This window comes from Sphingomonas sp. SphC10, from assembly GCF_057004845.1.
Genome location: NZ_CM168044.1, coordinates 676,171 through 701,963 on the forward strand (window position 1 = coordinate 676,171; position 25,793 = coordinate 701,963).

A 25,793-nucleotide genomic window follows, 5' to 3' on the forward strand; every position below is an offset into this window, starting at 1 on the left:
GGGGTTTATTGTCGTTGTGCTGCTGACCGGCGATCAGGAGCCCGGCGAGCTGCATCCGTCGTCGACGCCGCGAAGCGGCTGAGATCTGCCCGCGGCCGGTGTCGACCAGATCCAGTCTTGCCAATACTGCCGCAGCAACGACAGCTTCCGCTGAAACCGGCCATTCACGTGAAACCGGCCATTCACGTGAAACCGGCCATTCACGTTATGTGAAACTTCAGGGTAGCCCCGCCTTCGGCGGCTATCGCATACGAAGCTCGACGTCACGTAGTTTGAACCAGCTTTGCAATCGCCTGTTCCAACTTCGAGCGCACAATATCGGAGCCGTAATAAGCCCTATCTTCCGCAGGGAGAGCCGCTAAGGTGATGCTTGTGCGGTTGAGCTCAAAAACTAGCGCAACCTTCTCTGTGTTTTCAAGTGCATGCTGACGGGCGTCGATGAACGCCGGAATTTCACCGAGGACCTCTATGGCATATTGACGATGGCTTTGTTCAGAGATCATATCCGACACTAGCTTAATGGAAATAAGAATATCATCCAAACCTTCAACCGTAGGGGAATTGCTTCCTGCCTCTTCAAGAAGGTAAATACTCAATGCTTGGGTGTCTAATTGGTAGGTCTTAAATCCTGGAATCTTGCTTGCCCGATCATATCCGGTAGTTAGGGTCAGGACCCATTGATGTGGGAGGCGCGATCTGATTCAGGCTCCGTGAGGAGAGAGTGGATGAGCGACCTGTACTGGCTGACGGATGAGCAGATGGCGCGTCTGCAACCGTTCTTTCCCAAGAGCCATGGCAAGCCTCGGGTCGATGATCGGCGGGTGCTCAGCGGCATCATTTTCGTCAATCGCAACGGGCTACGCTGGTGTGATGCACCGAAGGACTATGGGCCGCACAAGACGCTCTACAATCGCTGGAAGCGGTGGAGCGAGAGGGGTATTTTCCTGCGAATGATGGAAGGTCTCGCGGCAGCGGAGGCCGTGCCGAAGACCGTCATGATCGACGCGACCTACCTGAAGGCACACCGCACGGCATCGAGTCTGCGGGTAAAAAGTAAGCGTCCGGCGAGCCCCGTTCCTCACTGCTTATGGGGTGGCGACGAGCATCCGCTTTGGATCGAGAGCAGAGCGTTCAAAGCTGCCGAAGCCGCAGCCCTGAACGCCGGTGCGAGCGCGACCTTTTCCTTCGGCACAATGACACCGATAGCCCAACCTGGTTCGAGGAAGAGCAGGTTGTCGGTTGGAAGGATGTTTTCCTCGGAAAGCTTACCGTACCCAGCTTGAGAATCAAACTGGATGGCCCTCCCGCCGAATACAGCGAGGTTCATCGACATCTGATCGGCTTCACTCATGCCGCGGTAATAAGACGGTTTGCCTGGCTGTTTGGCGTTTCCGCGGACCAGTTCCGCACCAGCCTCGCTGATGGGCTCGGCTCGATAGCTGGTGGAAGGATTGCCGTTGATGGCCGGTACCACGCTGGGGTCAGAAACCTCGAAGAACAACCCGCGAAGCCTGCCGACTTGATCTTCCTGATGGAAGAAGTTGGTGATGGTTCGCCCGCCTGGAACGGACAACGGTGATTTGCAGCCGATGAAGAGCTTGTCAGGGCGCTGTTGAGGCACTTGGGGCGCGTTAGGCGAGCAACTCACGGTCACGGCAAAGACTCCGATGAGTACGGGGAATAGTCGGTTGCCGCGGGAGTTGCTCATACGTCTTTGTTGCTCCAGGTCCACGGTGTGAGTTCGCTGATGCGGTTTGCAGGATGTCCGTCGGCGATGCGGGTGAGCACGTCGTGCAGCCAGGCTTCGGGGTCAACGAAGTTGAGCCGTGCGGTCTGGATGAGCGTGTAGATCCCCGCTGCGCGCTCACCGCCCTTATCCGAGCCGGCGAACAGGTAGTTCTTGCGGCCGAGCGCGACGGGACGGAGGCAGTTCTCGGCCCGGTTGTTGTCCGCCTCCAGCCGCGCGTCGTCGCAGAAGCGGGTCAGCGCCGCGCGCCGCTTGACCGCATAGCGGATGGCGTCTGCCAGCGCGCCCTTGCCCGATATGCGGCGCATGGTGTCCTCGGCCCAGTTGAAGAAGCCGTCCACGCCCACCCTGACGACCTGGCGGCGGTCGAGCCGGTCCTCCCGCGGCAGCCCGCGCCCGAGCTCCTCCGCCTCGTACATCAGGTCGATCATGCTGACGCCGGTGCGCGCCGTGGTCGAGCCGGTCGCCTTCCACACGTCGTAGATCTTGCGCCGGACATGCGCCCAGCACGCCACCTCGACGATGGGGCCGGGCTGCCGGCGTCCATCGTACAGCTGGTCGTAGCCCGTATAGCCGTCGGCTTGCAGGAAGCCGCTGAACCCGGCGAGATGCGCGCGCGGTCGCTCACCCTTGCGGTCGGGCGTGTAGAAATACGCCGCTGCCGGTGGGCCGATGCCTTGCCAACCCCGATCGTCGCGGGCGTAGACCCATAACCTGCCGGTCTTGGTCTTGCCGGTGCCCGGCGCCAGCACAGGAACCGGCGTGTCGTCGGTGTGGATCTTGTCGGCCGCGAACACGTGGGCGCGAATGTGGTCGACAAGCGGCTGAAGCAGCCAGCTGACCTGGCCTACCCAGTCCGCCATGGTCGAGCGGTCGAGGTCGACGCCCTCGCGAGCGTAGATCTCCGCCTGCCGGTAGAGCGGAAGGTGGTCTGCATACTTCGACACCAACACGTGCGCGAGCAGGCCAGGACCTGCCTTGCCGCGCGGGATGGGCAGCGCCGGTGCGGGTGCCTGGGTAATGGCGTCGCAACGTTGGCAGGCGAGCTTGGGGCGGACGTGGCGCACGACCTGGAAGCGGCCAGGCACATACTCCAGCACCTCGGTCACGTCCTCGCCCAGCGCTGACATGTTCCCGCCGCACGCGCCGCAGCCGTCTGCCTGCGGGGCGGCATGGACGACCTCGTGACGCGGCAGATGGTCGGGCAACGGCAGGCGCTTAGGCTTGCGCTTCTCGCGGGCGGGTGGCGGCACGCCGGCGTCGGCAGACGCACTGGTCGCCTCGGCCTCGACCGTCTCCAGCTCTTCCAGCCGCAGCTCCAGCTGCTCGATCTCGCGGGAGAGCCGCTCGGACGACTGGCCGAACTGCATGCGCCGGAGCCGTGCCAGCTGAACCTTGAGCTTCTCGATCTCCAGCGCGGTCAGCTGGATGGTCGCCTTGGCCGCGCGCAGCTCGGCAACGGTGCTGGCCAGCTCCGCAGCGGTGGTAACGCGGGCCTGCTCGATGGTCGCCAGCTGGTCCTGCAACGCCTGTGCGAAGGCGCGCAGCTCGTTCGGGTCGGAGGGAAGATCGACCATCGCCAGCGACATGGCACATCCTACCACCGGCCCGACTCACGCCAAGCGAAAAGAACGAAAAAGCGCCGCTTACACGAGGGTCGGCGCGGTCACCGGGGCCGGCGCCACGGTCCGCCGCCAGTCGATGCCCTCGATGAGCAGCGCCAGCTGCGCGGGGCTGAGAACGATGCCGCCGTCGACCAGCGGCGGCCACACAAAACGGCCCTTCTCCAACCGCTTGGCGAACAGGCACATGCCCGAGCCGTCCCAATACAGCGCCTTGAAATAGTCGCCGCGCTTGCCCCGGAACAGGAACAGGTGGCCCGAATACGGGTCGCCGTTGAGAACCTGATGGGCGAGCGCGCTCAGCCCGTCGAAGCCCTTCTGCATGCTGACCGGCTTGCAGGCGAGATATACCTTGGTGCCCGGCGCCAGCGCTATCACGACGCATGCCCCAGCGCCCGCAGCACACGGGCGAGCGCCTTCTCGTTGACGTAGCTGTCGACCGACAGCCGCACACCGGTCGGCAGGTCGATGTCGATGCTGCCCGGTCGGGTTCCCGGATGCGGCCGGACCAGGTCCTCCGCCGGCGCGGCAGGCAGCGACGGCTTAGCAGGCGGTGGCGCGTGTACGGTCGGCACCGGCGACAGCGCTATAACAGGCTCGGGGCGAGCGGCGTCCGTTACCACGCCATAGGGGATGAACTGCAACGGCTCGCTGGCGATGCTCTCCGCCTTCCGCTGCGCCGACCGCCAGTTGTAGATGAGGCTCTCGGCAATGCCGAGCTGCCGCGACAGCTCCCGCACTGTCACGCCCGGCATCGACGCCTTGGCAACCACCGCTGCCTTCTCGGCGTCGCTGTAGGTTCGCCGGCGCTCCGTCCGAGTGATGACCTCCATCCGCTCCATCTCCTGACCTCCTTCTGGACTCCAGAAGGAGACCACCACAGGTCTGGACATCAACGGCTATGCCGCGCGCGACAACACGCGGCTCACCGGACGCTTACGGTAAAAAAGGGGATCTCGGCCGTCTGATCGGCCGCACGAAAGGCGGCATGAACACCAAACTGCACGCCGTCAGCGATGCGGACGGGCGGCCCTTGAGCTTCTTCATGACCGCCGGGCAGGTCAGCGACTACACCGGCGCGGCAGCCTTGCTCGACGATCTGCCGAAAGCACAGTGGCTGCTTGGCGACCGTGGTTATGATGCCGATTGGTTCAGAGACGCCCTGGAAGCCAAAGGCATCCAGCCCTGCATCCCGGGCCGCAGATCGCGCAACGAGCCGGTCAGATACGACAAGCGCCGCTACCGGCGCCGCAGCCGCATCGAGATCATGTTCGGCCGTCTGAAGGATTGGCGCCGCGTCGCAACTCGCTACGACCGCTGCCCAACCGTCTTCTTCTCTGCCGTCGCCCTCGCGGCCACCGTCATCTTCTGGCTATGACCAATGAGTCCTGACCCTAGGAACATCCGGGCCTTCGCGACCTTGCCAGTCCTCTTCATGAAAATTGCGTACTGCAGCCAAAAGAGCGGTTCGTCATTTACGGCCATGTCATTGGAAAGGCGCGTATAATGCCTGTCCAAAGTTTGATCGACACCCGCATGAAACTTGAGGAAACGTTTGAGCGTCGAATCCTTCATTAGTACGCCAGCTAGCAGGCGATGGACGCGCTCCCCGCGCCGCCGCGTGGACGTGGTGGTGATCGTGTAGCAGGCGTCGAGAACTTGCTTCGGCGTTAAGATTCTTTGAAGGAGATATTCGGAGAGCAGCGCGGAACGCATCTCGACCCGATCGTCGGCCCCGCTCAGAAAATCGGCGCCGAGACCGCCAGATCTTTTCAGTTCGCCGTAGACGTCGCATTCGGCAAGTTCCTGTAAGTCGCTATCGTCGAGCTCAACGCCAGCCCATTTAATGAGCGATGCGAGTGCGAGGATCTGGACCATCTCGTTGGAGGCTTTTGCGACACCGTCGGATATTTTCTCTCGAATTTGCGCGTGGTTATACAGCTGAGTGACGATTTCCCGTATTTCTCGGGAGCTATTAATTATGTCGTCGAACTGAACCGTTCGCGCGCCAGCACGGTCGAGAAGTTTGTGCAAATGCTTCTTGTCTTCATCGGAGAACAGGTCAAGATTAATCCGCTTCATCGGCTGCGGGAGTTTAGTCAAGACCTCATGCAGGCGCACGTCTTGTTGCCCGGTACGGATCGTCACTACGAACTTCGCGTCAGGCACACCCGCAGAGACGCGCTCGATATTGTCGATCGCGGCGTCATAATCGTCAAAGATGATAAGCGCCTGCCTTTCGGCTCGGATGACTTCAAGGTCCTGTGCGAGGCGTTTACCGGCACGTCGCCACAAATAGCACTTGTAGCCATTCTCGCTCGCGTCTCGAGCCAAGATCGACGTAAAAATGGTCTTTCCGTTCCCGAGCCTTGAGAGGACCAGCACTGTCTTATTAGTACTGAGAAGAGCGAGTGCACTCTCAACGCTTTTCCGGCGCTTCGCCACGTAGCTATCATCGCGGACGGTGTTGAAGAAGCGGCCTTGATTGAAGCTGCCAAATGTTACCAAATTGAAGATTTCGACCGGCGTGGGATCGACGAGCGGCTTTGCGTCGATGCCTCGCTGCAGGAACTTGAAGGATTCGAGAGATCGCGGATTAGCCGGTTTGGGCGATGGTGGAAGCGTTTTGGCCAAATCGGCGAACCCGTCGAAGCCTATCGGTACGATTTCCCCATACGGTGGCGCTCTTTCCACAAGTTGTTGCTTCGGTGGGTTGCGCGTGATGAAGTGAGTCCGCCTCGCGGACGTCTCGCCTGCAGCCATCAATCCAGTGATATGGTGGTCGCCTAGGCTGAACCCCATGAAATAGCAGGCATCAAAGGTTCGACGATCTCGTTGAAACTCGTAGAACCAGGTCGGATGGTCGCGAGTGATCACATCGTAGGATAGACTATTTAGGATCAATTGCGGTTCAACGTCAGACTCTGTCGCCTTTCGTATTGAACCGTGCAAGTGCACCGCAAAGGATTGAGGCAGAGTCCGGGGCCTGTAATCATCGAAAGTGAAGATAGGATAGGAGCCACCCTTTACCGAGCTAACCATATCATCGTAGTTGGTAGTATAAATACGAGCCCATGGGAGAGAAAGAATGTCTCTCTGATAGTCTAGTACGGACGAAACTGTGAAAGTATTGTATAGGATTTCGTAAAGACTCACGTCGAAGCGGCGCGCGAAGGCATCCGCTGCTGACTTCAGATCGTGGTCTCTTGGAGATTCCCCGATCGCTTCAGCCAGCCGCTCCAACAAGGGCTGTCCGGCAGGGAGCTTCTCGTTCGCGATGTTGGTTGCATCTGCCGAGAAGCCTGATCCAAGAAAAAGGACGGAGTTTTTTGGATCCAGTGTTTCGATCGGCAAGATTCATCTCCCATAATGCAGGCGACGCTTACCCCCCAAGAGACTCAACATGCGAGCCGGTTTCGAGGCAGGTCGTCAACCAAGGTTATCGAGAATGGCAGACTTGTCAGTTGTATCAAGGGCAGTCTGGTTTGTTCTAGTGGCTATGGGCGAACATTCCGCGAAAAACACCCTTCGTCATTCTGCAGTGCCAGTCGGGCGAGCCCCCGATGTCGGCTCCCAGCCTGACGGGCCGTTCGTCACATCGTTTAGGAATGGCAGAAAAGTCCCAGATCGAGCCATCCTACCCGCACTTACGCAATACGAACCAGCTTCCAGACTAGAAAAACGGAAAAAGCATGCGGTTTCCGCCTATGGAATCCTTCACAATAGAAGAATCCGGTCAATCACCCTGTCGATTTGTCGCGTGACATTGCCGCCGCGATCCAGTTCCGCCCAAAGGAATAGCACCTCGCCACCGCTTACCTCCTGTAATCGGGCACCGATATTCTTCTTCTCGAGGCTTTCAGCACTGTCCGTGCGATCGGCACCCTTATATTCGATGACGAGCTTCCGGCCATCTGTCAGCTCGGCAATGAAGTCGGGGTAGAAGAAGTCGGTCGAGGTCGGTAATTTGTAGGACCAACGAGTACGGTCGACGTTGCGCACCCAGCGGTGGACGGCGGGATGATCGTCGATCTGTACGGCCGCCTTCCATTCCTCCCCGCCATGCTTCAAATCGCCAACCTGCGAGAAGAGGTGCTTTCGAGGCCGCCAAGGGCCCGAATAGGGCGTTCGCGGATCATATCCCTTACCACTGAAGCTGAACCCATTGTCGCCCAACGCGAGCACGGGTGCGATGTCGCCAAGCAATAGTTGAACGCCGCGCACGCCTGCTTCATGGCGAAGCTGGCTTACCCGCGCCACGATCGCGCGGCGCAGCGCGGATCTGCCGCGGACGAGTTGAGCGAGCGGAATGCGTGTTGCGACGCCCTCCACCACGCGGCGGCAATATTCAAGGAAGATCGGCTGCGCGACATCGCGCTGGCGGGTGGTGCGATCGAGCCAGCGCGATAGCGTCGCAACGTCCCAGTCGGTCGCATCGTCCAGTGCAAGTTCGGCGGTAGCGTCGATCCGGCTGTAGACGACCTGATCGCCGTCCACGTCCATTTCGAATGTGTCAGGCCGGTCGGTCAGCGCGAAGCCCGGCAGGCTGGTATCAACCCGCCGCAAATCCCAGCCGCCGACGTCGACCAGGGTTTCGGGAAAGACGATCTCGATCTGTCCATCGCGTTCGATCGCCAGGCGCGGCAACGTCAGCACCTCGCCCTGTTCAGCGGGCGACAACGCTGCAGCACGTTGCGCGATGAACGCCTCAATCGCCGTCATCGGCGACTCGCAGGATGCATTTACCGCCGCAGCGACCTGGCGCAGCACTGTATCGGGCGCGGCGGTGTCGAAGGTGATCGCCACGCCGCCTGAGCCATCGTCAGCGATGCGGGTCGCCGAAACCATTTCGGGCGTCCAGCCAATCTGATCGGGGCGTTCCTGTACATGCAACACCGGCAGCTCGGGCCGGGTGAAGAGCGGCTGGTCTTCGCGCCAGTCGAACGATTCGGGTTGTTCGACGATCGCCTCAAGCGCGGTGCGCTCGTCGAATCCCATTTCGGTCAGCCGGTCTTTCAGCCCTTCCGCTGCGTCGAAGAAGTTGCGTTCGGAAACATGGGCATAGGCCCGGTTCAGCTCTTCGGAAGAGCGTCGGGTCGCAAAGGGCATGCGCAGCACGCGGCCCAGCAACTGCTCCACCGTCCCGCCGCTGCGAATGCTGGCGAGCGAGCAGAAGACATAGGCGAAGGAACAGTCCCAGCCTTCCTTCAGCGCATCGACGGTGATGACATGTTCGATGATGCAGGTCGGATCGAACAGATTGATGCCATCCAATTCGCGCTGATTGCCTGTTGCGACCGCAATCCGATCTTCGGGGATACGACAATCGTCAATCAGATGGCGTTTCACCACGTCGACCGTCGCCTCGGCCCCCTCGCGCGCGGGCTGCGCCTGATAAAGCGCGATCGGGCGGATGCCGCCGCTGTCCTTGGCGGCAATGCCTTCCAGCCACGCGCGGTTGTCGACGGCGTGGGCGATCGCCGCCTGCCAGCTGCCATGCTGCGACAGATGGATCGGCAGCTTGATCATGTCTGCCGCCTTCAGCTCGGCGGCGGTGGCAGAGACGATGACGTTGGAGCGCACCGGCGTCGCGGTAAATTCCACCACGGCGGCGGGTGCCAGGCGGCCGAACGTCTCACCCGACAAAGTGGAGGTGAAGTTGTGCGCCTCGTCCACGATCACCAATGGGCGGTGCAGCTTCAACAGGTTGGCGAAGCTGGCGATCGGTTTGCCCCGGCGCGGCCCGGCTTCGTGCCGGGCAAGATCCGCCCCGGCGGGCAGCGCGGCAAAGTGCGGCTCCAATTCTTCATCGTCGCGATAGACGTTGCGGTCGGCGACATTGTTGACGCGGAAGGACTGGACGGTAGCGACGATCACCGTCGCGGCATCGGCCATGTCCTGGGGGCGAAGTTGCCGCCGTTCGTCAATGCCGTACACGCGCACTGCGCCGCCGAACTGCGCCTCCAGCGCCTGGCGATAGGGATGGCCGATCTTCTTCAGCGCGCCCAGCGTCTGGTCGGCGATCGCGCTCGACGTGACCAGCCACAGCACCACCGGATAGCGACGCGCCAGATAGGTATCGCGGGCGATGCCGATGGCGTGCGCGGCAAGCAGCGTCTTGCCACCGCCGGTCGGTAGGCGGAGGCAGCAATAGGGCACGTCCGGTAGCCCGGCGAGCTGGCGATAGGTCGCGCCATACGCCCCGGGCTCGCCGACCGCGCAGGCGGCGGCATAAGCGACCGCATGGTCGCGGATCGCCGCCTGGTCGAGAAAGGTGCGAAGCGCGTCGAGCGCTCGGCGCTGATAGTCCTTCAGTTCCATCAGCGGGCCTTCACGTCATAGGGGGTCTGTTTGAAGACGACCTGGGCTTCGGCCAGCCGCGCCGCGCCCAGCTTGGACCATTCGCCATAGACGGTCATTGGCCCATCCCAGCGACTTTCCGCCCGCAATCGCTCGAGCAATGCGGCGGTCAGGACGTTGCCACCGCTGACCGACCGGTCGCCGAGAATGCCGTTGTAGAGCAGGGCATAGGCCATGCCGTCATGCACCCCCAGCACGGGCACGGTGGCCGTGCCGGTGAAGGGTGCGCCCGTTTCGCTGAACCAGATATGGGCGGCGAGCGTCCCAAAGCGGATGCCGTCGGCAATTTGCCCGTCCGCCTCGAACACTGGCGCGCCCAGCCGATAGTAGCGATAGCCGCCGCCGCCGGTCCAGCCGACCGCGTCGGACACACCGCCCTGTTCGCCCGTGATCACCTTGTCGAGGCGTGGCTTGCAGTGGGTTTCGGCATGGTCACCCATTTCGATCCCGATCCAGCGCCGCCCCATCTTGTGCGCCACCGCCGCCGTGGTGCCGGAGCCTAGGAAGCTGTCGAGTACGAGGTCGCCGGGGCTGCTGGCGATATGGAGGATGCGATGCATGAGGCGTTCGGGCTTTGGGGTACCAAACGACGCCTCTTCCGGGAATAGAGCGCGCATCTCGTTCTTCGATGTGCGATTGCTGCCTACGTCTTCCTTTCGCCAAAGTGTTCGGGGAACCAGTTCCGATACTTCAGAAAGATATCGCTTAATGCTCGGACGCGCAGATCCCTGCGGCCCCCACCACACGCGTCCATCAGCGTCGAGTTCCCGCAAACGCTCTTCCGATACTCGCCAATATCGCCCTGCAGGGGGCTGAAACCGACGCCCGGTTGGCCCTTCTATCGAGTATTGCCCGCGCGAATACGGTTTGTTTGCGTATGGATCACCGGGCAACCATGGGCCGCGCGGATCGCTGTCAGGATTGCTGTAAATTGAATTTGCGGCTTCAGTTCGCGGAAGGCGGCGCGGCGCCCAATCAATCCGGCGGCTGTAACCAAATATATAATCGTGGTCAGATGAGAGCTGGCGTGCTGAATTTCGAGGGGAGTCGGCTTTCTCCCAAATTACTGTATCAATAAAATTAGCGCGTCCGAATACTTCATCCATTATTACCTTAAGGTAATGGCCTTCATTATCGTCTATCGACACCCAAATGCTGCCATCCTCAGCAAGCAGGTCACGCAGCAGCACGAGGCGGGGATAGATCATTGCTAGCCACTGGGCATGCTCTAAATTGTCGTCGTACTGCTCGGCAACTAGTGATCGAGTATTATAAGGCGGATCTATAAAGATACACTTCACCGCGCCCTTGTAGTAGGGCAGCAGCGCCTTGAGAGCGTCGAGATTGTCGCCCTGGATGAGCATGTTGGCGGTGTCGGCATTACCGCCGTCCAGCGCGGGCACTGCTTCCAGCAATCTATAGGGCACCGCCGCCGCCGCGCGTACATCCTCTCCGCGCGTCATCCAATCCAGTATCGGCACCTTGACCCCTGCGTTTTAACGATCTGCCGCCCGTACTAGCGTCCAGCCATGCGAGAGAGCAATGCGGACGTTTCAGAATATAGGGGCTTATGACCGGCCCAAGTCTTGATTGGGACGATCGAAGAAGAAAGCACAGCACCTTGCCGTTCACTTGCTGGCGACGCGTGCCTAACTTGCGGGGGCCAGGAAATAGACCGGAACGATCGGCAAGCGACGGCGCGCTTGATCGGCAAGTTTGGAATAATTCTGAACCCAAAGCTCGAAGAAGCGCCGGGCGTCGATCAGCGTGACGCGTCGCGTCTCCTGATTGCGGGCATAATCCTGCGCATCCTTGGTGAAACCTGCCAAACAGATATAGATGCCGACGTCGCCGGGTGACAGGGTGGCCAGAAACGACTTCAACCCATCGCTATCGACCTTGGACTGCCAACGCTTCACCTGTGCTTTGATCCTTGGTCCAACGGTGGCCAGGGGATCGGTGAAGGCGATGATGTCGACGCCGTTATCCTTGCCAGGCGGCGAGACCCAGGAAACGTGATAGCCCATACCGCGCAACAGATCGGCGACCATCTCTTGGAATTCGAACGGGTCGCTGGAGTGCAGGAACTGGGATATTTCGGTCCAGGCGTGATCCAGGGCCGCTTCCACGGTGACGCTGAGCTTCTCCGCCGCTTCTTCGATCGCATCGGGCTCTGCCGCTTCGCCGGGCATTACCTCTGACGCATCACGCTGGGCCTTCCATGCGCCATAGAGCCGACAAGCTTCCTTGTAGAAGGCTTCGGGATCGACATAGGTTTTATATGCCTTTTGGCCGATGTCGGTGACGCTCCAGACACCGCTGCTCTTCAGGAGCCAGCCCGCCTTCACGCAGTCGACCGTCGCAAAGCGCAAGATCTTTTCGAACCGCTCGCCGCCGGAGGGATAGTGCCCTTTCTCGAATGCGGTGAGCGGGATGGCGGTGCGAACGGCATTCATGGCGGCTGCGGCGGCCATACCCTCCGGCTCGGCAAGAAGGGCTTCGAACAGCTTGCGCAGAAACTCACCTGTCCGCCGCCGTGTGATGTTCGCCATGTTTCGCTTCGTATCCTTGAGCGTTCGCTTGTCTGATCGTTGATCTCTATCGTCTTAAATATAGCCCGCATACCGCTTCAGGCTCTTCAACGACATTCTCCGCCCTCGTTGGGTCATAGGCAGCAATCGATGTGCCTGGCCGATCTCATCCTCGAAGTCGCGAAGCCCGGCGGTGGGTCGACGATCAATGTCGCAAGTAGGATTTGGCGCAAGGCGAAGGCTTGCTCGGCTGTACGCCATACTGTACCCCTCGCTGTGCAACTCGCTGACAGACGGGCTGCGCGGTGACGCAAAATCAATGACTTAGTGGGCGGAAAAAATAGGTCAGGAATCCTGTCTCCGCGACCATTTCCAAAAGCCGCAGTTTTCTGCCGTTTTTTGGTGGCCCAGTCGACGAGTTACGTAGCATATCTGCGTAGCAGTTCAGACGCCTAAATTTGAAGCGTTGGAGGCGGCATCGCTTAACCTAGAGTGTGTAGAGCTATTAGCGTCAGTGGGGCGGCTGTCGGCGCCGGGACCTCGGCTAACGTGCTCCCCATTTTCGGGCCGCTGACAAGTTAGGCATCGTGGACAAAGCTTGACGGCGTGCCTCGCCACTGATTCAAGGCTTCCTTTTGGGGGCAGGCTTGGGCGAGCGGATCGGTTTGTCGGATGAGGAATGGTCGCTGATCGGGCCGCTGCTACCGGCCGAGCGCGGACGTGGCTGTCGTCCCGCTGGTGACAACCGCCCCTTTTTCGAAGGCATGATGTGGATCGCGCGGACGGGTGCGCAATGGCGGCATTTGCCGGATTAATATGGCAAGTGGAACAGCGTGTTTCGCCGCTACCGTCGCTGGGCGACGACGGGTGTGTTCGACGCCATGCTGGAGACGCTGGCCGGTGCGGTGGAACGCGATGGTCGCGCCGACATGATCGACAGCACCATTGTCCGGGCACACCATTGTGCCGTGGGCATAAAAAAGGGACTGGCGCGACCGAGGCGCTTGGCCGATCGCGCGGCGGCTTCACTACCAAACTCCACGCCCGCTGCGATGTCAGAGGTCGTCCGCTCGCCTTCGTCCTGACGCCGGGCCAGGCGCACGATACGCAAGGCTTCGGCCCTCTGATGCGCATGATCGCCGACCGGATCGACGCTCTGCTTGCGGATAAAGGCTATGACAGCGACGCGGTACGCGACACCCTGACCAGCATGAACGTTGAGGCCGTGATCCCGGCTCGGCGCAACCGTCGCAACCCGGCTGCGTATGATCGGGGCAAGTACCGCTGGCGCAACCAGATCGAGCGACTGTTCAACAAACTCAAGAATTGGCGACGGGTCGCAACCCGATACGACAAAACCGCCGAGTCCTACATCGGCTTCGTCAGCCTCGCATCAGTCCTGCTCTGGCTGCCCTTTGTCCACGATGCCTAGATTCCGTGTCCTCATGCCCTTGGCGGGGGGCGGTTGGTGAACTCGGCTGCTGCTGTGCGGACGCACGGTGTTGTAGTGTGTCCGCCATGCCTCAATTATACGTATTGCCGCAGTCAATGAGGGGAACAGGTGCTCGTTTAGGCATTCGTCGCATCGCTCGTCTCCATCTGACGGGCTAACTTACCAATGGCATGATTTCCGGGGAGCAGGTCAGCCCGTAGCAGTATCGCAGCACGGCGTCGGAAAAAACCGTTGCGACTAAGTGTCTTAGGGTCAGGACTCGTTGATCACAGCCAGAAGATGACGGTGGCAGCGAGGGCGACGGCAGAGAAGAAGGCCGTGGGGCAGCGATCGTAGCGGGTAGCGACCCGGCGCCAATCCTTGAGGCGGCCGAACATGATCTCGATGCGGCTGCGGCGCCTGTAGCGACGCTTGTCGTACCTGACCGGCTCGTTGCGTGATCGGCGACCGGGGATGCATGGCTGGATGCCCTTGGCCTGGAGAGCGTCCCTGAACCAATCGGCGTCGTAGCCGCGGTCGCCGAGCAGCCACTGCGCCTTTGGCATGTCATCGAGTAGCGCTGCCGCGCCGGTGTAGTCGCTGACCTGGCCTGCTGTCATGAAGAAGCTCAGCGGACGTCCGTTCGCGTCGGCCACGGCATGGAGCTTGGTGTTCATGCCGCCCTTGGTGCGTCCGATCAGGCGGCCGAGATCCCCTTTTTAACCCGCAGGCTCGATGCCGTGCGGTGCGCCTTCAGGTAGGTCGCATCGATCATGACGGTCTTCGGTTCGGCATCGCCTGTAGCCAGCCCCTCCATCATGCGCGTGAACACGCCACGCTCGCCCCAGCGCTTCCACCGGTTGTACAGCGTCTTGTGAGGACCATAGGCGCTGGGCGCATCTCGCCAGCGCAGCCCATTGCGGTTGACGAAGACGATGCCGCTCAGCACCCGCCGGTCATCCACCCGAGGCTTGCCGTGGCTCTTGGGGAAGAACGGCCGCAGCCGCTCCATCTGATCGTCCGTCAGCCAAAAAAGGTCGCTCATCACCAGTCTCCTCGTGGAGCCTGAATCAGATCGCGACGCTCACATCAATGGGTCCTGACCCTAGTTCCAAAATCACCGCATCGACGGCCAGGCTATCGCCGGTTTTAGCGGCGATGGTCTTGACGGTGCCGGACTTGGCGGCGCGCAGGATGTTTTCCATCTTCATCGCCTCGACGACGGCGAGCGGCTGGCCGGCCTCGACCTGGTCGCCCTCGGCAACGTCGAGCCGGACGAGGAGGCCTGGCATGGGGGCGATGAGGAATTTCGACAGGTCGGGCGGCACCTTTTCGATGAGGTGCTGGGCGTAGGGGGCGGCGCGGGCGGGGAGGACGCGGACCGTGTGGCTGGCCCCGCGGGTGGTCAGGCGGAAGCCGGTGCGGGTCTTGGCGATGCGGACGTGGAGGGCCTCGCCGGCCTCGTCCTCGACCGCGATCATCCGGTCGCCGGGGGTGTAGGCGATGGCGAGGTCCAGCTCGGCGCCGTCGACGCCGATCCCGTCGGTCGAGACGTTGACCGCATGGTCCGCTCCCCCGATCCGCACCGTCCAGTCGGCGGGCGGTTGCAGCCGGTGACCGAGCTGGCCGTCGATGCGGCGGGCGCGGTCGGCCTCGGCGGTGGCGGCGAAGGCGGCGACGGCGGCCAGCGTCCGGGTCAGTTCGGCGGAGGCGGGCGCGCCCTGGAAGCCTTCGGGATATTCCTCGGCGATGAAGCCGGTGGACAGCGCGCCGGAGCGGAAACGCGGATGCTGCATCAGCGCGGAGACGAAGTCGATGTTCGTCCCCGGCCCGACGATCTCGAACGCGTCGAGCGCGGCGATCTGGGCGTCGATCGCGGCTTCGCGGGTGGGTGCCCAGGTGACCAGCTTGGCGATCATCGGGTCGTAGAACATGCTGACCTCGCCGCCCTCGGCGACGCCGTCGTCGACGCGCACCCGCACGTCGTCATCGGCCTGCTCGGCGGGCGGGTTGTAACGGACCAGCCGCCCGGTCGAGGGCAGAAAGCCGCGATAGGGGTCCTCGGCATAGACGCGGTTCTCGATCGCCCAGCCGGTCAGCGTCACATCGTCCTGGCCGAACGCCAGCGGCTCTCCGGCGGCGACGCGGATCATCTGTTCGACCAGATCGAGGCCGGTGATCTCTTCGGTCACGGGATGCTCGACCTGGAGCCGGGTGTTCATCTCGAGGAAGTAGAAGCTCTTACCCGTAGTATCCGCCCCCGACACGATCAGCTCGACGGTGCCCGCCGAATAATAGCCGACCGCCCGCGCCAGGGCGACCGCCTGCTCGCCCATGGCGCGGCGCATCTCGGGCGTGACGAAGGGCGACGGGGCTTCCTCGACCACCTTCTGGTGGCGGCGCTGGACCGAGCATTCGCGCTCGCCGAGATAGACGATGTTGCCATGTTGGTCGCCCAGCACCTGGATCTCGATATGGCGGGGGCTCTCGATGAACTTCTCGATGAAGACGCGGTCGTCGCCGAAGCTGGCGAGGCCTTCGCGCTTGGTCGCCTCGAAGCCTTCGCGGACATCCGCCTCGGACCAGGCCAGGCGCATGCCCTTGCCGCCGCCACCGGCGGACGCCTTCATCATCACAGGGAAACCGATGTCGGTCGCGATGCGCACCGCCTCCTCGGTATCGGCGATCTCACCCAGATAGCCGGGGACGACATTGACGCCCGCCGCCTTGGCGAGCTTTTTCGATTCGATCTTGTCGCCCATCGCGGCGATGGCGTTCGGCGGCGGGCCGATGAACACGACGCCCGCCTCGGCACAGGCCTTTGCAAAGCTCTCGCGCTCGGACAGGAAACCATAGCCGGGGTGGATCGCATCCGCGCCGGTCGCCTTGGCGGCGGCAAGAATCAGTTCGGCCTTGAGATAGCTCTCGGCGGCGGGCGCGGGGCCGAGGCGTACCGACTCGTCGGCGAGCCGGACATGCGGCGCGCCGGCATCGGCGTCGGAATAGACGGCGACGGTGGCGATGCCCATTGCGCGGGCCGTGCGGATCACCCGGCACGCGATTTCCCCGCGATTGGCGATCAGGATTTTCTGGAACACGGGGATACCTCTCCTTTTATGTCGTTGGTCCGTGTCGAAATACGTGGCCGGTGGCGCGCCATCGGTGGTTCACCGCCACTGGGCCCCGGCCTTCGCCGGGGAACAGGGCGGTGGAAATGTCACTCCGCCGCCACCCGCATCGGCTCGGCACCTTCCATCGGCTTCAGGCCCAGCCTGGCGAACAGCGCGGCATCGGCATCGTCGCCCGCATTGCCCGCGGTCAGCAGCTTGTCGCCGGTGAAGATCGAGTTCGCCCCCGCCATGAAGCACAAAGCCTGGGTGGCCGCCGACATGCTCTCGCGCCCCGCCGACAGGCGGACCATGCTCATCGGCATGGTGATGCGCGCGACCGCGACGGTGCGGACGAACTCGATATCGTCGATCCGTGCCAGCGGCGTATCGGCGAGCATATCGCCCAGCACCGTGCCCTTGACCGGGACCAGCGCATTGACCGGCACGCTTTCCGGATGGCGCGGCAGGGTGGCGAGCGCATGGACGAAGCCGACCCGGTCGCCGCGCGTCTCGCCCATGCCGACGATGCCGCCGCAGCACACCGAAATCCCCGCCTCGCGCACGTTGGACAGCGTCGCCAGCCGGTCCTCGAAGCAGCGCGTGGTGATGACGTTGGCGTAGTTTTCCGGCGAAGTATCGATGTTATGGTTGTAATAGTCGAGCCCCGCCTCGGCCAGCCGCTGCGCCTGGGGCGCATCGAGCATGCCCAGCGTCATGCAGGTCTCCAGCCCCATGGCCTTCACGCCCTCGACCATGGCGACGACCTTGTCCATGTCGCGCTCCTTGGGGCTGCGCCATGCCGCGCCCATGCAGAAACGCTGCGAGCCCGCCGCCTTGGCCTCGGCCGCCGCCGCCAGCACCGCCTGCACGTCCATCAGCTTTTCGGCCTTTACGTCGCTCTCCGCCGAGGCGCTTTGCGAGCAGTAACCGCAATCCTCGGGGCAGCCGCCGGTCTTGATCGAGAGAAGCGTGCACAGCTGCACCTCGTCCGCCGCATGATGCGCGCGGTGCACTTCGGCTGCACGGAACAGCAGCTCGGGGAAGGGCAGGTCGAACAGCGCGGCGATCTCGGCGCGGGTCCAGTCAGTGCGCAAGGCCGCCTCGGGGCGAAGCGCGGTGGTCGTCGTCATTCCGTCATGTCCTGTCATTCGCCCGTCTCGGGCGGCATGTTATGGCCCAGCAGCCTCAGCACATCCTCGGCCGCCTTCACAAGATTGGTGCCGGGGCCGAATATCGCCTGCACCCCGGCATCGTAGAGCGCCTGATAGTCCTGCGCGGGAATAACGCCACCCGCGATGACCTTGATATCGGCGCGGCCTGCGTCGCGAAGGTGGCCGATGAGTTCGGGGATCAGCGTCTTGTGCCCCGCCGCCAGGCTGGAGGCGCCGACGACGTCGACATCGCGGGTCAGTGCCACTTGCGCGGCTTCCTCCGGCGTCTGGAACAGCGCACCCGCCACCACCTCGAACCCCAGATCGCCGAACATCGAGGAGACGAGGTTCGCGCCCCGGTCATGCCCGTCCTGGCCCATCTTGGCGACGAACAGGCGCGGCTTGCGGCCGAGGCGACGCTCCACGGCCTCGACGCCGCGCAGCAGGCGGGCCCAGCGTTCATCCTCGCCGTAAGCGCCGCCATAGATGCCCGACACCGGGGTCGGCTGGGTGCCATAGCGGCCGAACGCATCCTCCAGCGCGGCGGAAATCTCGCCCAGGGTCGCCCGCGCCCGCGCCGCCTCGACGGCGAGCGCCAAGAGGTTCGACCCCATTCCTCCCTGAGCTTGCTCGGGGAGGGGGACCGCGCCCGCAGGGCGTGGTGGAGGGGCACCGTCAGCCCCGGCCCCTCCACCATCCTTCGGATGGTCCCCCTCCCCAAGACGAGCTTGGGGAGGATTTTGGGCGGCTTGGCGCAGGGCATCGAGTGCCGCTTGGGCCGCCGCTTCGTCGCGCGCGGCCTTCACCGCTGCGATCCGCGCCACCTGACCCGCGCGCACCGCGTGGTTGTCGATATCGAGGATCTCGACCGGTGCCTCGTCGGCCAGCCGGTATGTGTTCACCCCGACGATGACATCCTCGCCCCGGTCGACCTTGGCCGCACGCGCTGCGGACGCTTCCTCGATCATCGCCTTGGGCCAGCCCGAAGCGACCGCCTTGGCCATGCCGCCTTCGGCCTCGATCCGCTCGATCAGCGCCCACGCACCGTCGACCAGGCTCTGAGTCAGGCTCTCGACATAGTAACTGCCGCCCAAGGGATCGACGACCTTCGTCATCCCCGTCTCTTCCTGCAGCACGATCTGTGTGTTGCGCGCGATCCGGGCGGAGAAGTCGGTGGGCAGCGCGATGGCCTCGTCCAGCGCGTTGGTGTGCAGGCTCTGCGTGCCGCCCAGCATCGCGGCCATCGCCTCGATGGTGGTGCGGATGACGTTGTTATACGGGTCCTGCTCGGTCAGCGACACGCCCGAGGTCTGGCAGTGGGTGCGCAGCATCTTGGAGCGATCGTCCTTCGCCCCCAGCTGCGTCATCGCCCGGTGCCACAGCACGCGCGCGGCGCGCAGTTTGGCGACCTCCATGAAGAAGTTCATGCCGATGGCAAAGAAGAAGGACAGGCGCCCGGCGAATTTGTCGATGTCGAGGCCGCTGGCGACACCGTATTTTACATATTCCATGCCGTCGGCGATGGTGAAGGCCAGCTCCTGGAGCTGCGTCGCCCCGGCCTCCTGCATGTGATAGCCCGAGATCGAGATGCTGTTGAACTTGGGCATCTCGGCCGAGGTATAGGCAAAGATGTCCGAGATGATCCGCATGCTCGGCTCGGGCGGATAGATATAGGTGTTGCGGACCATGAACTCCTTGAGGATGTCGTTCTGGATGGTCCCTTCCAGCTTGGAGCGGTGAACCCCCTGTTCCTCGGCCGCGACGATGAAGAAGGCCAGCACCGGGATCACCGCGCCGTTCATCGTCATCGAGACCGACATGGCATCGAGCGGAATGCCGTCGAACAGGATCTTCATATCCTCGACCGTGTCGATCGCGACGCCCGCCTTGCCGACATCACCCGTTACGCGGGGGTGGTCGCTGTCATAACCCCGGTGCGTCGCCAGATCGAAGGCGACCGACAGCCCCTTCTGCCCCGCCGCCAGGTTGCGGCGGTAAAAGGCGTTCGACTCCTCGGCGGTCGAAAAGCCCGCATATTGCCGGATCGTCCAGGGGCGCCCCGCATACATGCTGGCGCGCACGCCACGCGTGAACGGCGCAAAGCCCGGCAGGCCGGGGTCCTCGCGCACATCCTCGGCGGTGTAGAGCGGCTTGACCGTGATCCCCTCCGGCGTCTGCCACGACAGATCGCGGCCCTTCACCTCGCGCGCGGCAAGGGCTTCCCAGTCGGATAGAGTGGTCATGCGCGCTTCCAATGGGTTCGAGTGTGGAAAGCGCCAGCCCTCCCCCGGCCCCTCCCGCCTGCGGGAGGGGAGAGGCTTGGAGCGAGCGCGGTCCACGAGCACGCCCCTCCCGCAAGCGGGAGGGGCTGGGGGAGGGCTTCCCCGCTCGCGACCAGCTCAGAGCGGCAGATTGTCATGCTTCTTCCACGGGTTCGCCAGGTCCTTGTTGCGCAGCTTGCGCAGGCCCAGCGCGATGCGACGGCGGGTCGAATGCGGCTGGATCACCTCGTCGACAAAGCCCTTGCTGGCCGCCACGAACGGGTTGGCAAAACGTGCCTCATATTCGGCCGTCCGCTCGGCGATCTCCTCGGGCGTCTTGCCCCGGAAGATGATCTCGACCGCGCCCTTCGCGCCCATCACCGCGATCTCGGCGGTCGGCCAGGCATAGTTGAGGTCGCCGCGCAAATGCTTGGACGCCATCACGTCGTACGCGCCGCCATAGGCCTTGCGCGTGATGACCGTGATCTTGGGGACCGTCGCCTCGGCATAGGCGAAGAGCAGTTTGGCGCCATGCTTGATGATGCCGTTATGCTCTTGGGCGGTACCGGGCAGGAAGCCGGGCACGTCGACAAAGGTCACGATCGGAATCTCGAACGCGTCGCAGAAGCGCACGAAGCGCGCCGCCTTGCGGCTGGCATTGATGTCGAGCACGCCCGCCAACACCATCGGCTGGTTGGCGACGAAGCCGACCGTACGCCCCTCGATCCGGCCGAAGCCGGTGATGATGTTGGCGCCGTGGGCGGGCTGCACCTCGAAGAAATCGCCCTCGTCGACGACCTTCGATAGCAGCTCGTGCATGTCATAGGGCTGGTTGGCGCTGGCCGGGATCAGCGTGTCGAGGCTGTCCTCGATACGGTCCCAGGCGTCGGCGGTCGGCCGTTCGGGCACGCCTTCGCGGTTGTTTGCGGGCAGGAAGTCGATGAAGTCGCGCGCCGCCAGCAGCGCCTCGATATCGTCCTCGAACGCGACGTCGGCGACACCGGTCTTGGTGGTGTGGGTCACCGCACCGCCTAGCGCCTCTTGCGTCACGACCTCATTGGTCACCGTCTTCACCACATCGGGGCCGGTGACGAACATGTAGCTCGAATCCTTCACCATGAAGATGAAGTCGGTCATCGCCGGGCTATACACCGCGCCGCCAGCGCACGGGCCCATGATGAGGCTGAGTTGCGGCACCACGCCTGAGGCCAGCACGTTGCGCTGGAACACCTCGGCATAGCCGCCGAGGCTGGCCACGCCCTCCTGGATGCGCGCGCCGCCGCTGTCGTTCAGGCCGATGACCGGCGCGCCGACCTTCATCGCCATATCCATGATCTTGCAGATCTTCTGCGCATGGCGTTCGGACAAGGAGCCGCCGAAGACGGTGAAGTCCTGGCTGAAGACGAAGACCAGCCGCCCGTTGATCGTACCCGAGCCGGTCACCACGCCGTCGCCGGGAATGACCTGTTCGGTCATGCCAAAGTCGGTGCAGTTATGCTCGACGAACATGTCGAGCTCCTCGAAGCTGCCCTCGTCGAGCAGCACGTCGAGCCGCTCGCGTGCGGTCAGCTTGCCCTTGGCGTGCTGCGCCGCGACGCGCTTCTCGCCACCACCGGCCCGCGCGGCCGCGCGGCGGCGTTCCAGTTCGATAGAATTCGAGCCCATCGTCAGCGCCGCCGGGTGATGGTCTGGGCGTTGGTATATTCCATCAGCCCCTCGGTGCCGCCTTCGACGCCGAGCCCCGACTGCTTCATGCCCCCAAAGGCGGCTAGGGGAGTGAGGTGCTGGGTCTCGTTGATCCAGACGGTGCCGCTGGCGATCCGGGCAGCGAGGTCCATGGCGGCGTCCGGATTGCCCGTCCAGATCGAGGCGCCGAGGCCATATTCGCTGGCATTCACCCGCTCGATCACCTCGTCCACGTCATCGAAGCGGAGGAGGGGGAGGATGGGACCGAACTGCTCTTCCTGAACGATGCGGCTATCCTCGGGCGGGTTGTCGAGGATGGTGATGGGGACGAAATAGCCGGGCGTGTCGGCCGCCTCGCCGCCGAGCAGGAAGCGATAGCCCTTGTCGCGCGCGTCGCGGATGAGGTCGAGGACGCGCTCATATTGCAGGCGGTTGTTGATCGGGCCAAGCCGTACGCCCTGTTGCGCCCCGTCGCCGGTCTGCACGGTGCGGGCATAGGCGATCAGCGCCTCCTTCAGCGGTTCGTACACGTCGCGGTGGACATACATGCGCTTGGTCGCGATGCAGATCTGGCCGTTATTGGTGAAGGCCGCCCAGAACAGCTGCTCCGCCAGCGCCTCCACATCCGCATCGGGTAGCACGATCGCGGCGTCGTTGCCCCCCAGTTCCAGCGTCACGCGCTTCAGCGTGGCCGAGGCGCTCTGCATGACCCGCCGTCCGGTCGCGGTCGATCCGGTGAAGCTGACCTTGTCGATGCCTGGATGCTCGGTCAGCCACGGGCCGAGACTGTCGCCGCCGGTCACGACGTTCAGCACACCGGGGGGCAGGATCGTCGCGGCCAGTTCGCCGAACTTCAGCGTCGTCAGCGGCGTGAAGGGGGAGGGCTTCAGGACCAGCGTATTGCCCGCGAGCAGGGCCGGGCCAACCTTGAACATCGCCAGCACCATCGGGAAGTTCCACGGCGCGATGGCGCCAACCACGCCGATCGGAACGCGGCGCGTTTCGCTGTAGCGGTCTGCGGAGTCCTCGTTGACCGTCACCGGCAGGTCGAGCGTCGCCGCGCCTTTCAGCCAAAGCCCCGCACCCATCACCTCGTTGAAGGCATCGGCATGGGGCTTGCCCTGCTCGGCGGTGAGGAGGCGCTTGAAGTCCTCCGCATGGGCGATCACCGCGTCACCGAGCTTGTCGATCAGCGCGCGGCGCTCGGCGATGGGGGTGGCGGCCCAGCCGCGAAAGGCAGCGCGGGCAGCGGTCACGGCGGAGTCGAGATGGTCACGGGTCGCGTCCGGGGCTTGGGCCAGCACTTGCTCGGTCGCGGGGTTGAGTACGTCGAACAGGCTGTCCGAGGACACCGGCTTGCCGCCGATCGTCATGTGGAACGACGTATCGAAGTCCATCTCGCTCTCCATATCCGGCGGTGCCATCCATTGCGGCCCGCTCTGTCATGAAACGGGCGCTATCAGATCGTGCGCAAGGAACGCATGGCCTCCGCAAGAAATGTCAAAAAGCGCGACACGTCCATGCAAAGCCGCCTGACCGGACCTGATCTACACATAGTCCAGCAAGAGGCCGTCACAGAGTCTCTGCGAAAATAGGAGAGGGCTATGAGGGCCAGGATCAGCGCGGCGCTGCTTGCCAGCGCGGCATTCGTGTTCCCGTTCGCGGCACAGGCGCAAAGCGCCGACGCGGAGCAGGGAGCGCCACCCACCACCGACGCAACGCCCCAGGCGGATGCCGCCACGCCCATACAGGACGGCGTATCGTCGGGGGATATCATCGTGACCGCGCAGCGGCGCGCCCAGTCGATCCTGACCGTTCCCATCGCCATCTCGGCAATTGGCGGCGATGCGCTGGTGACCAAGGGCATCACCAACTCTGCCAATCTGGCGGTGGCCGTGCCGAACCTGCAAGTCAGCAGCCCTTATGGCCAGACCCAGCCCAATTTCTCGCTGCGCGGGATCAGCGTCGCGAACGAATATAATTCCAACCAGGCGTCACCGATCGGCGTCTATATCGACGACGTCTATCTCGCCAGCCGCACGGCGCATGGGATGGGCCTGTTCGATCTGGACCGCGTGGAGGTGCTGCGCGGGCCGCAGGGCACGTTGTTCGGTCGCAACACGACGGGCGGCGCGATCAACTTCATCACCAAGGCGCCGAGCCTGCACGGCAATGAAGGCTATGCCGAGGCCGGATACGGCAATTTCAACACTTTCACCGCGCAAGCCGCGGTCGAGGCGACGATGGTCGAGGATCAGCTGGGTGTCCGCATCGCGGGCAATTACGCGAAAGGCGACGGGCAGATCCATAATGTCTATGCTGGCGGGCGCGACGGCAATTCGCAGGACACGTTGCAGGGGCGGGTGTCGCTGCGCATCCGGCCCGGCAACGGCCCGCTCGACATCAAGTTGAAGGTCTATGGCGGACGCGACCAGGGCAGCCAGGCCGCGATCCATGGGCTGGGGGCCTTCCGTACCGGTTTGGGTTTCTTCGAGATCAATGAGAATCGGATCGGGCTGAACCGGACCGAGGCCTATGGCGGGTCGGCGACCATCGCCTATGAGGTGTCCCCGACCGTCGTCTTCACCTCGATCACGTCGCGCGATGGCGGCAAACAGAATTTGCAGCAGGCCGCCGACGGATCGCCGCTCGACATTCTCGACATCAACTGGCGGTCGAGCTTCCAGCAGTTCAGCGAGGAGGCGCGGTTCAATTACAATGGCACCCGGCTGAAGCTGGTGGGCGGCGGCTTCTATGGCTGGGACGAGGTCATCACCGATAATCGCTTCAACATCGGCCAGGCGATCGCGCCGACGGTCAATGGCGGCTTCTTCCAGCATTATCGCCAGGTTCGCCGTTCCTATGCCGTCTTCGCGCAAGGCGATTACGACCTGACCGAGCGGCTGAGCCTGACGCTGGGTGCGCGCTACACCTGGGATCGCAGCCAGTATCGTGACGGCTATGCGTATCTGTTCGCGGGCAATATCGGCGGGCCGGAGACGCCGCTGGCAACGACGGTGCCCTGCGCCGGGGTGCCGGGGACGTGCCCTTACAATCCCAATGCACGGTTCGCCCTGAATGGTCGCAACAATGCGCTGACCGGTCGGGTTTCGCTGAACTACACGTTCGAGGGCGGCACGCTGATCTATGCCAGCTATAATCGCGGCTATCGCTCGGGCGCGTTCAATGGCGGCGGCTACACCTCGTCGGCAGGCATCAACTATATCGCGCCGGAACGGGTGAATGCCTATGAAGTGGGCCTGAAGGGGCGCTATTTCGACAATGCGCTGACCCTGACCATGTCGGGCTTCTATTATGACTATATCAACCAGCAGGTGCAGGACACCCGGCCCGGCCCGGTGTCCTTCCTGGTCAACGCACCGAAGGCCGAGGTGTACGGTGTCGAGGGCGAGGCGCGGTGGCGGCTGACCCCGGCGGTGACGATCAACGCGTCGGCGGGCTATCTCCATGCGACCTACAAGGAACTGACGCTCCAGAATACCCGGCTGGACGGCAACGACCTGCCCTTCGCACCCCGTTTCACCGCACAGGGCGGGGTCGACCTGACCTTGTTCAAGGACGGCAATAACGGCCTGACGGTTTCGCCCAGCGTCGCCTATTTCTCCCGCCAGTATTTCTCGCCGTTCAATGGTATCAACGCGGTCGGCACCGGGCAGCAGAACAGCGAGTTGCAGCAAGAGGGTTTCGCCAAGGTCAATCTGACCGCTGCGCTGACCACCGGCCGTTTTACCATCAAGGCGTTCGCCACCAACCTGCTGAACGCCAGGACCTATGCTTACGGGCTCGACCTGCGCGGGGCGGGCTTTCCCTATAACTTCCTTGTTCCCGCCGCACCGCGCACCTTCGGCGGCTCTGTCCGGGTGGCATTCTAA

General features: G+C 63.2%; 18 protein-coding genes and 3 pseudogenes. 6 read left to right on the top strand and 15 right to left on the bottom strand.

Annotation, left to right across the window (positions count from 1 at the left end):
• Window positions 1-263: 263 nt before the first annotated feature.
• On the bottom strand, window positions 264-596 hold the full coding sequence (locus tag ACWKSV_RS03125; protein ID WP_191864654.1) for a hypothetical protein: 333 nt from the start codon (window positions 594-596) through the stop codon (window positions 264-266).
• Between the two features lie 129 nt (window positions 597-725).
• On the opposite strand from ACWKSV_RS03125, the pseudogene ACWKSV_RS03130 reads away from it, so the two are divergent.
• Both ACWKSV_RS03130 and ACWKSV_RS03135 read left to right on the top strand, forming a co-directional pair.
• Window positions 726-1,052 (top strand): annotated as a pseudogene (locus ACWKSV_RS03130) (transposase); the annotation flags it as partial.
• A 227-nt stretch (window positions 1,053-1,279) separates the two neighbouring features.
• Window positions 1,280-1,579, top strand: coding sequence for a hypothetical protein (locus tag ACWKSV_RS03135; RefSeq protein ID WP_191864952.1), 300 nt, complete (start codon window positions 1,280-1,282; stop codon window positions 1,577-1,579).
• Between the two features lie 125 nt (window positions 1,580-1,704).
• Here the strand turns inward: ACWKSV_RS03135 and tnpC are convergent, their stop codons facing one another.
• The 3 genes from tnpC to tnpA form a co-directional block, all read right to left on the bottom strand.
• Complete coding sequence (gene tnpC, locus ACWKSV_RS03140; protein WP_241229450.1) at window positions 1,705-3,324, bottom strand: IS66 family transposase; 1,620 nt, start codon at window positions 3,322-3,324, stop codon at window positions 1,705-1,707.
• Between the two features lie 69 nt (window positions 3,325-3,393).
• The gene (tnpB, locus tag ACWKSV_RS03145; RefSeq protein ID WP_126053281.1) at window positions 3,394-3,747 is read right to left on the bottom strand and encodes an IS66 family insertion sequence element accessory protein TnpB; all 354 of its coding nucleotides are present in this window, start codon (window positions 3,745-3,747) and stop codon (window positions 3,394-3,396) included.
• A complete protein-coding gene (gene tnpA / locus ACWKSV_RS03150; protein ID WP_126053280.1) occupies window positions 3,744-4,211 on the bottom strand; it encodes an IS66-like element accessory protein TnpA in 468 nt (155 codons plus the stop codon). Before tnpA ends, tnpB begins: the two co-directional genes overlap by 4 nt.
• A 101-nt stretch (window positions 4,212-4,312) precedes the next feature.
• Between tnpA and ACWKSV_RS03155 the strand changes: the two are divergent.
• Window positions 4,313-4,747, top strand: a pseudogene (locus tag ACWKSV_RS03155) (IS5 family transposase); the annotation flags it as partial.
• Here ACWKSV_RS03155 and ACWKSV_RS03160 read toward each other — a convergent pair.
• The 4 genes from ACWKSV_RS03160 to ACWKSV_RS03175 all read right to left on the bottom strand — a co-directional run bounded on the left by ACWKSV_RS03160 (window position 4,678) and on the right by ACWKSV_RS03175 (window position 12,281).
• On the bottom strand, window positions 4,678-6,723 hold the full coding sequence (locus tag ACWKSV_RS03160) for an SIR2 family protein (protein WP_483666882.1): 2,046 nt from the start codon (window positions 6,721-6,723) through the stop codon (window positions 4,678-4,680). The pseudogene ACWKSV_RS03155 and the gene ACWKSV_RS03160 overlap by 70 nt on opposite strands.
• Before the next feature lie 363 nt (window positions 6,724-7,086).
• Complete coding sequence (locus ACWKSV_RS03165) at window positions 7,087-9,690, bottom strand: DEAD/DEAH box helicase (RefSeq protein ID WP_191864936.1); 2,604 nt, start codon at window positions 9,688-9,690, stop codon at window positions 7,087-7,089.
• Window positions 9,690-11,210, bottom strand: a complete 1,521-nt coding sequence (locus tag ACWKSV_RS03170) for a site-specific DNA-methyltransferase (RefSeq protein WP_483666883.1) — start codon at window positions 11,208-11,210, stop codon at window positions 9,690-9,692. Before ACWKSV_RS03170 ends, ACWKSV_RS03165 begins: the two co-directional genes overlap by 1 nt.
• Window positions 11,211-11,378: 168 nt before the next feature.
• Entirely contained in the window at window positions 11,379-12,281 is a 903-nt protein-coding gene (locus tag ACWKSV_RS03175; protein ID WP_191864937.1) for a restriction endonuclease, read from the bottom strand.
• Between the two features lie 614 nt (window positions 12,282-12,895).
• On the opposite strand from ACWKSV_RS03175, the gene ACWKSV_RS03180 reads away from it, so the two are divergent.
• Both ACWKSV_RS03180 and ACWKSV_RS03185 read left to right on the top strand, forming a co-directional pair.
• A complete protein-coding gene (locus ACWKSV_RS03180) occupies window positions 12,896-13,075 on the top strand; it encodes a transposase (protein WP_483666884.1) in 180 nt (59 codons plus the stop codon).
• Window positions 13,054-13,692: an IS5 family transposase gene (locus ACWKSV_RS03185; protein ID WP_483666885.1), complete on the top strand. Its 639-nt coding sequence runs from the start codon at window positions 13,054-13,056 to the stop codon at window positions 13,690-13,692. Before ACWKSV_RS03180 ends, ACWKSV_RS03185 begins: the two co-directional genes overlap by 22 nt.
• Before the next feature lie 48 nt (window positions 13,693-13,740).
• Here the strand turns inward: ACWKSV_RS03185 and ACWKSV_RS03190 are convergent.
• From ACWKSV_RS03190 to ACWKSV_RS03220, 7 genes and pseudogenes are all read right to left on the bottom strand, one after another.
• Window positions 13,741-13,842: pseudogene (locus ACWKSV_RS03190) on the bottom strand (integrase core domain-containing protein); the annotation flags it as partial.
• Window positions 13,843-13,979: 137 nt separating this feature from the next.
• Window positions 13,980-14,737, bottom strand: a protein-coding gene (locus ACWKSV_RS03195) for an IS5 family transposase (protein WP_156884147.1) whose coding sequence is annotated in 2 segments (ribosomal slippage) — window positions 13,980-14,404 and window positions 14,404-14,737 — 759 coding nt in all. Because the reading frame shifts where the segments join, the coding sequence is not laid out codon by codon here.
• A gap of 25 nt (window positions 14,738-14,762) precedes the next feature.
• Window positions 14,763-16,790 (bottom strand): acetyl-CoA carboxylase biotin carboxylase subunit, encoded by a 2,028-nt coding sequence (locus ACWKSV_RS03200; RefSeq protein ID WP_483666886.1) that lies wholly within the window; start codon window positions 16,788-16,790, stop codon window positions 14,763-14,765.
• A gap of 119 nt (window positions 16,791-16,909) precedes the next feature.
• Window positions 16,910-17,932 (bottom strand): biotin synthase BioB, encoded by a 1,023-nt coding sequence (gene bioB, locus ACWKSV_RS03205; protein ID WP_076717640.1) that lies wholly within the window; start codon window positions 17,930-17,932, stop codon window positions 16,910-16,912.
• Between the two features lie 14 nt (window positions 17,933-17,946).
• Window positions 17,947-20,196: a methylmalonyl-CoA mutase gene (gene scpA, locus ACWKSV_RS03210; RefSeq protein ID WP_483666887.1), complete on the bottom strand. Its 2,250-nt coding sequence runs from the start codon at window positions 20,194-20,196 to the stop codon at window positions 17,947-17,949.
• A gap of 156 nt (window positions 20,197-20,352) precedes the next feature.
• Window positions 20,353-21,879, bottom strand: coding sequence for an acyl-CoA carboxylase subunit beta (locus tag ACWKSV_RS03215; RefSeq protein ID WP_483666888.1), 1,527 nt, complete (start codon window positions 21,877-21,879; stop codon window positions 20,353-20,355).
• A gap of 2 nt (window positions 21,880-21,881) precedes the next feature.
• Complete coding sequence (locus ACWKSV_RS03220) at window positions 21,882-23,297, bottom strand: aldehyde dehydrogenase family protein (RefSeq protein ID WP_191864639.1); 1,416 nt, start codon at window positions 23,295-23,297, stop codon at window positions 21,882-21,884.
• A 207-nt stretch (window positions 23,298-23,504) separates the two neighbouring features.
• Between ACWKSV_RS03220 and ACWKSV_RS03225 the strand changes: the two genes are divergently transcribed.
• Window positions 23,505-25,793: a TonB-dependent receptor gene (locus tag ACWKSV_RS03225; RefSeq protein ID WP_483666889.1), complete on the top strand. Its 2,289-nt coding sequence runs from the start codon at window positions 23,505-23,507 to the stop codon at window positions 25,791-25,793.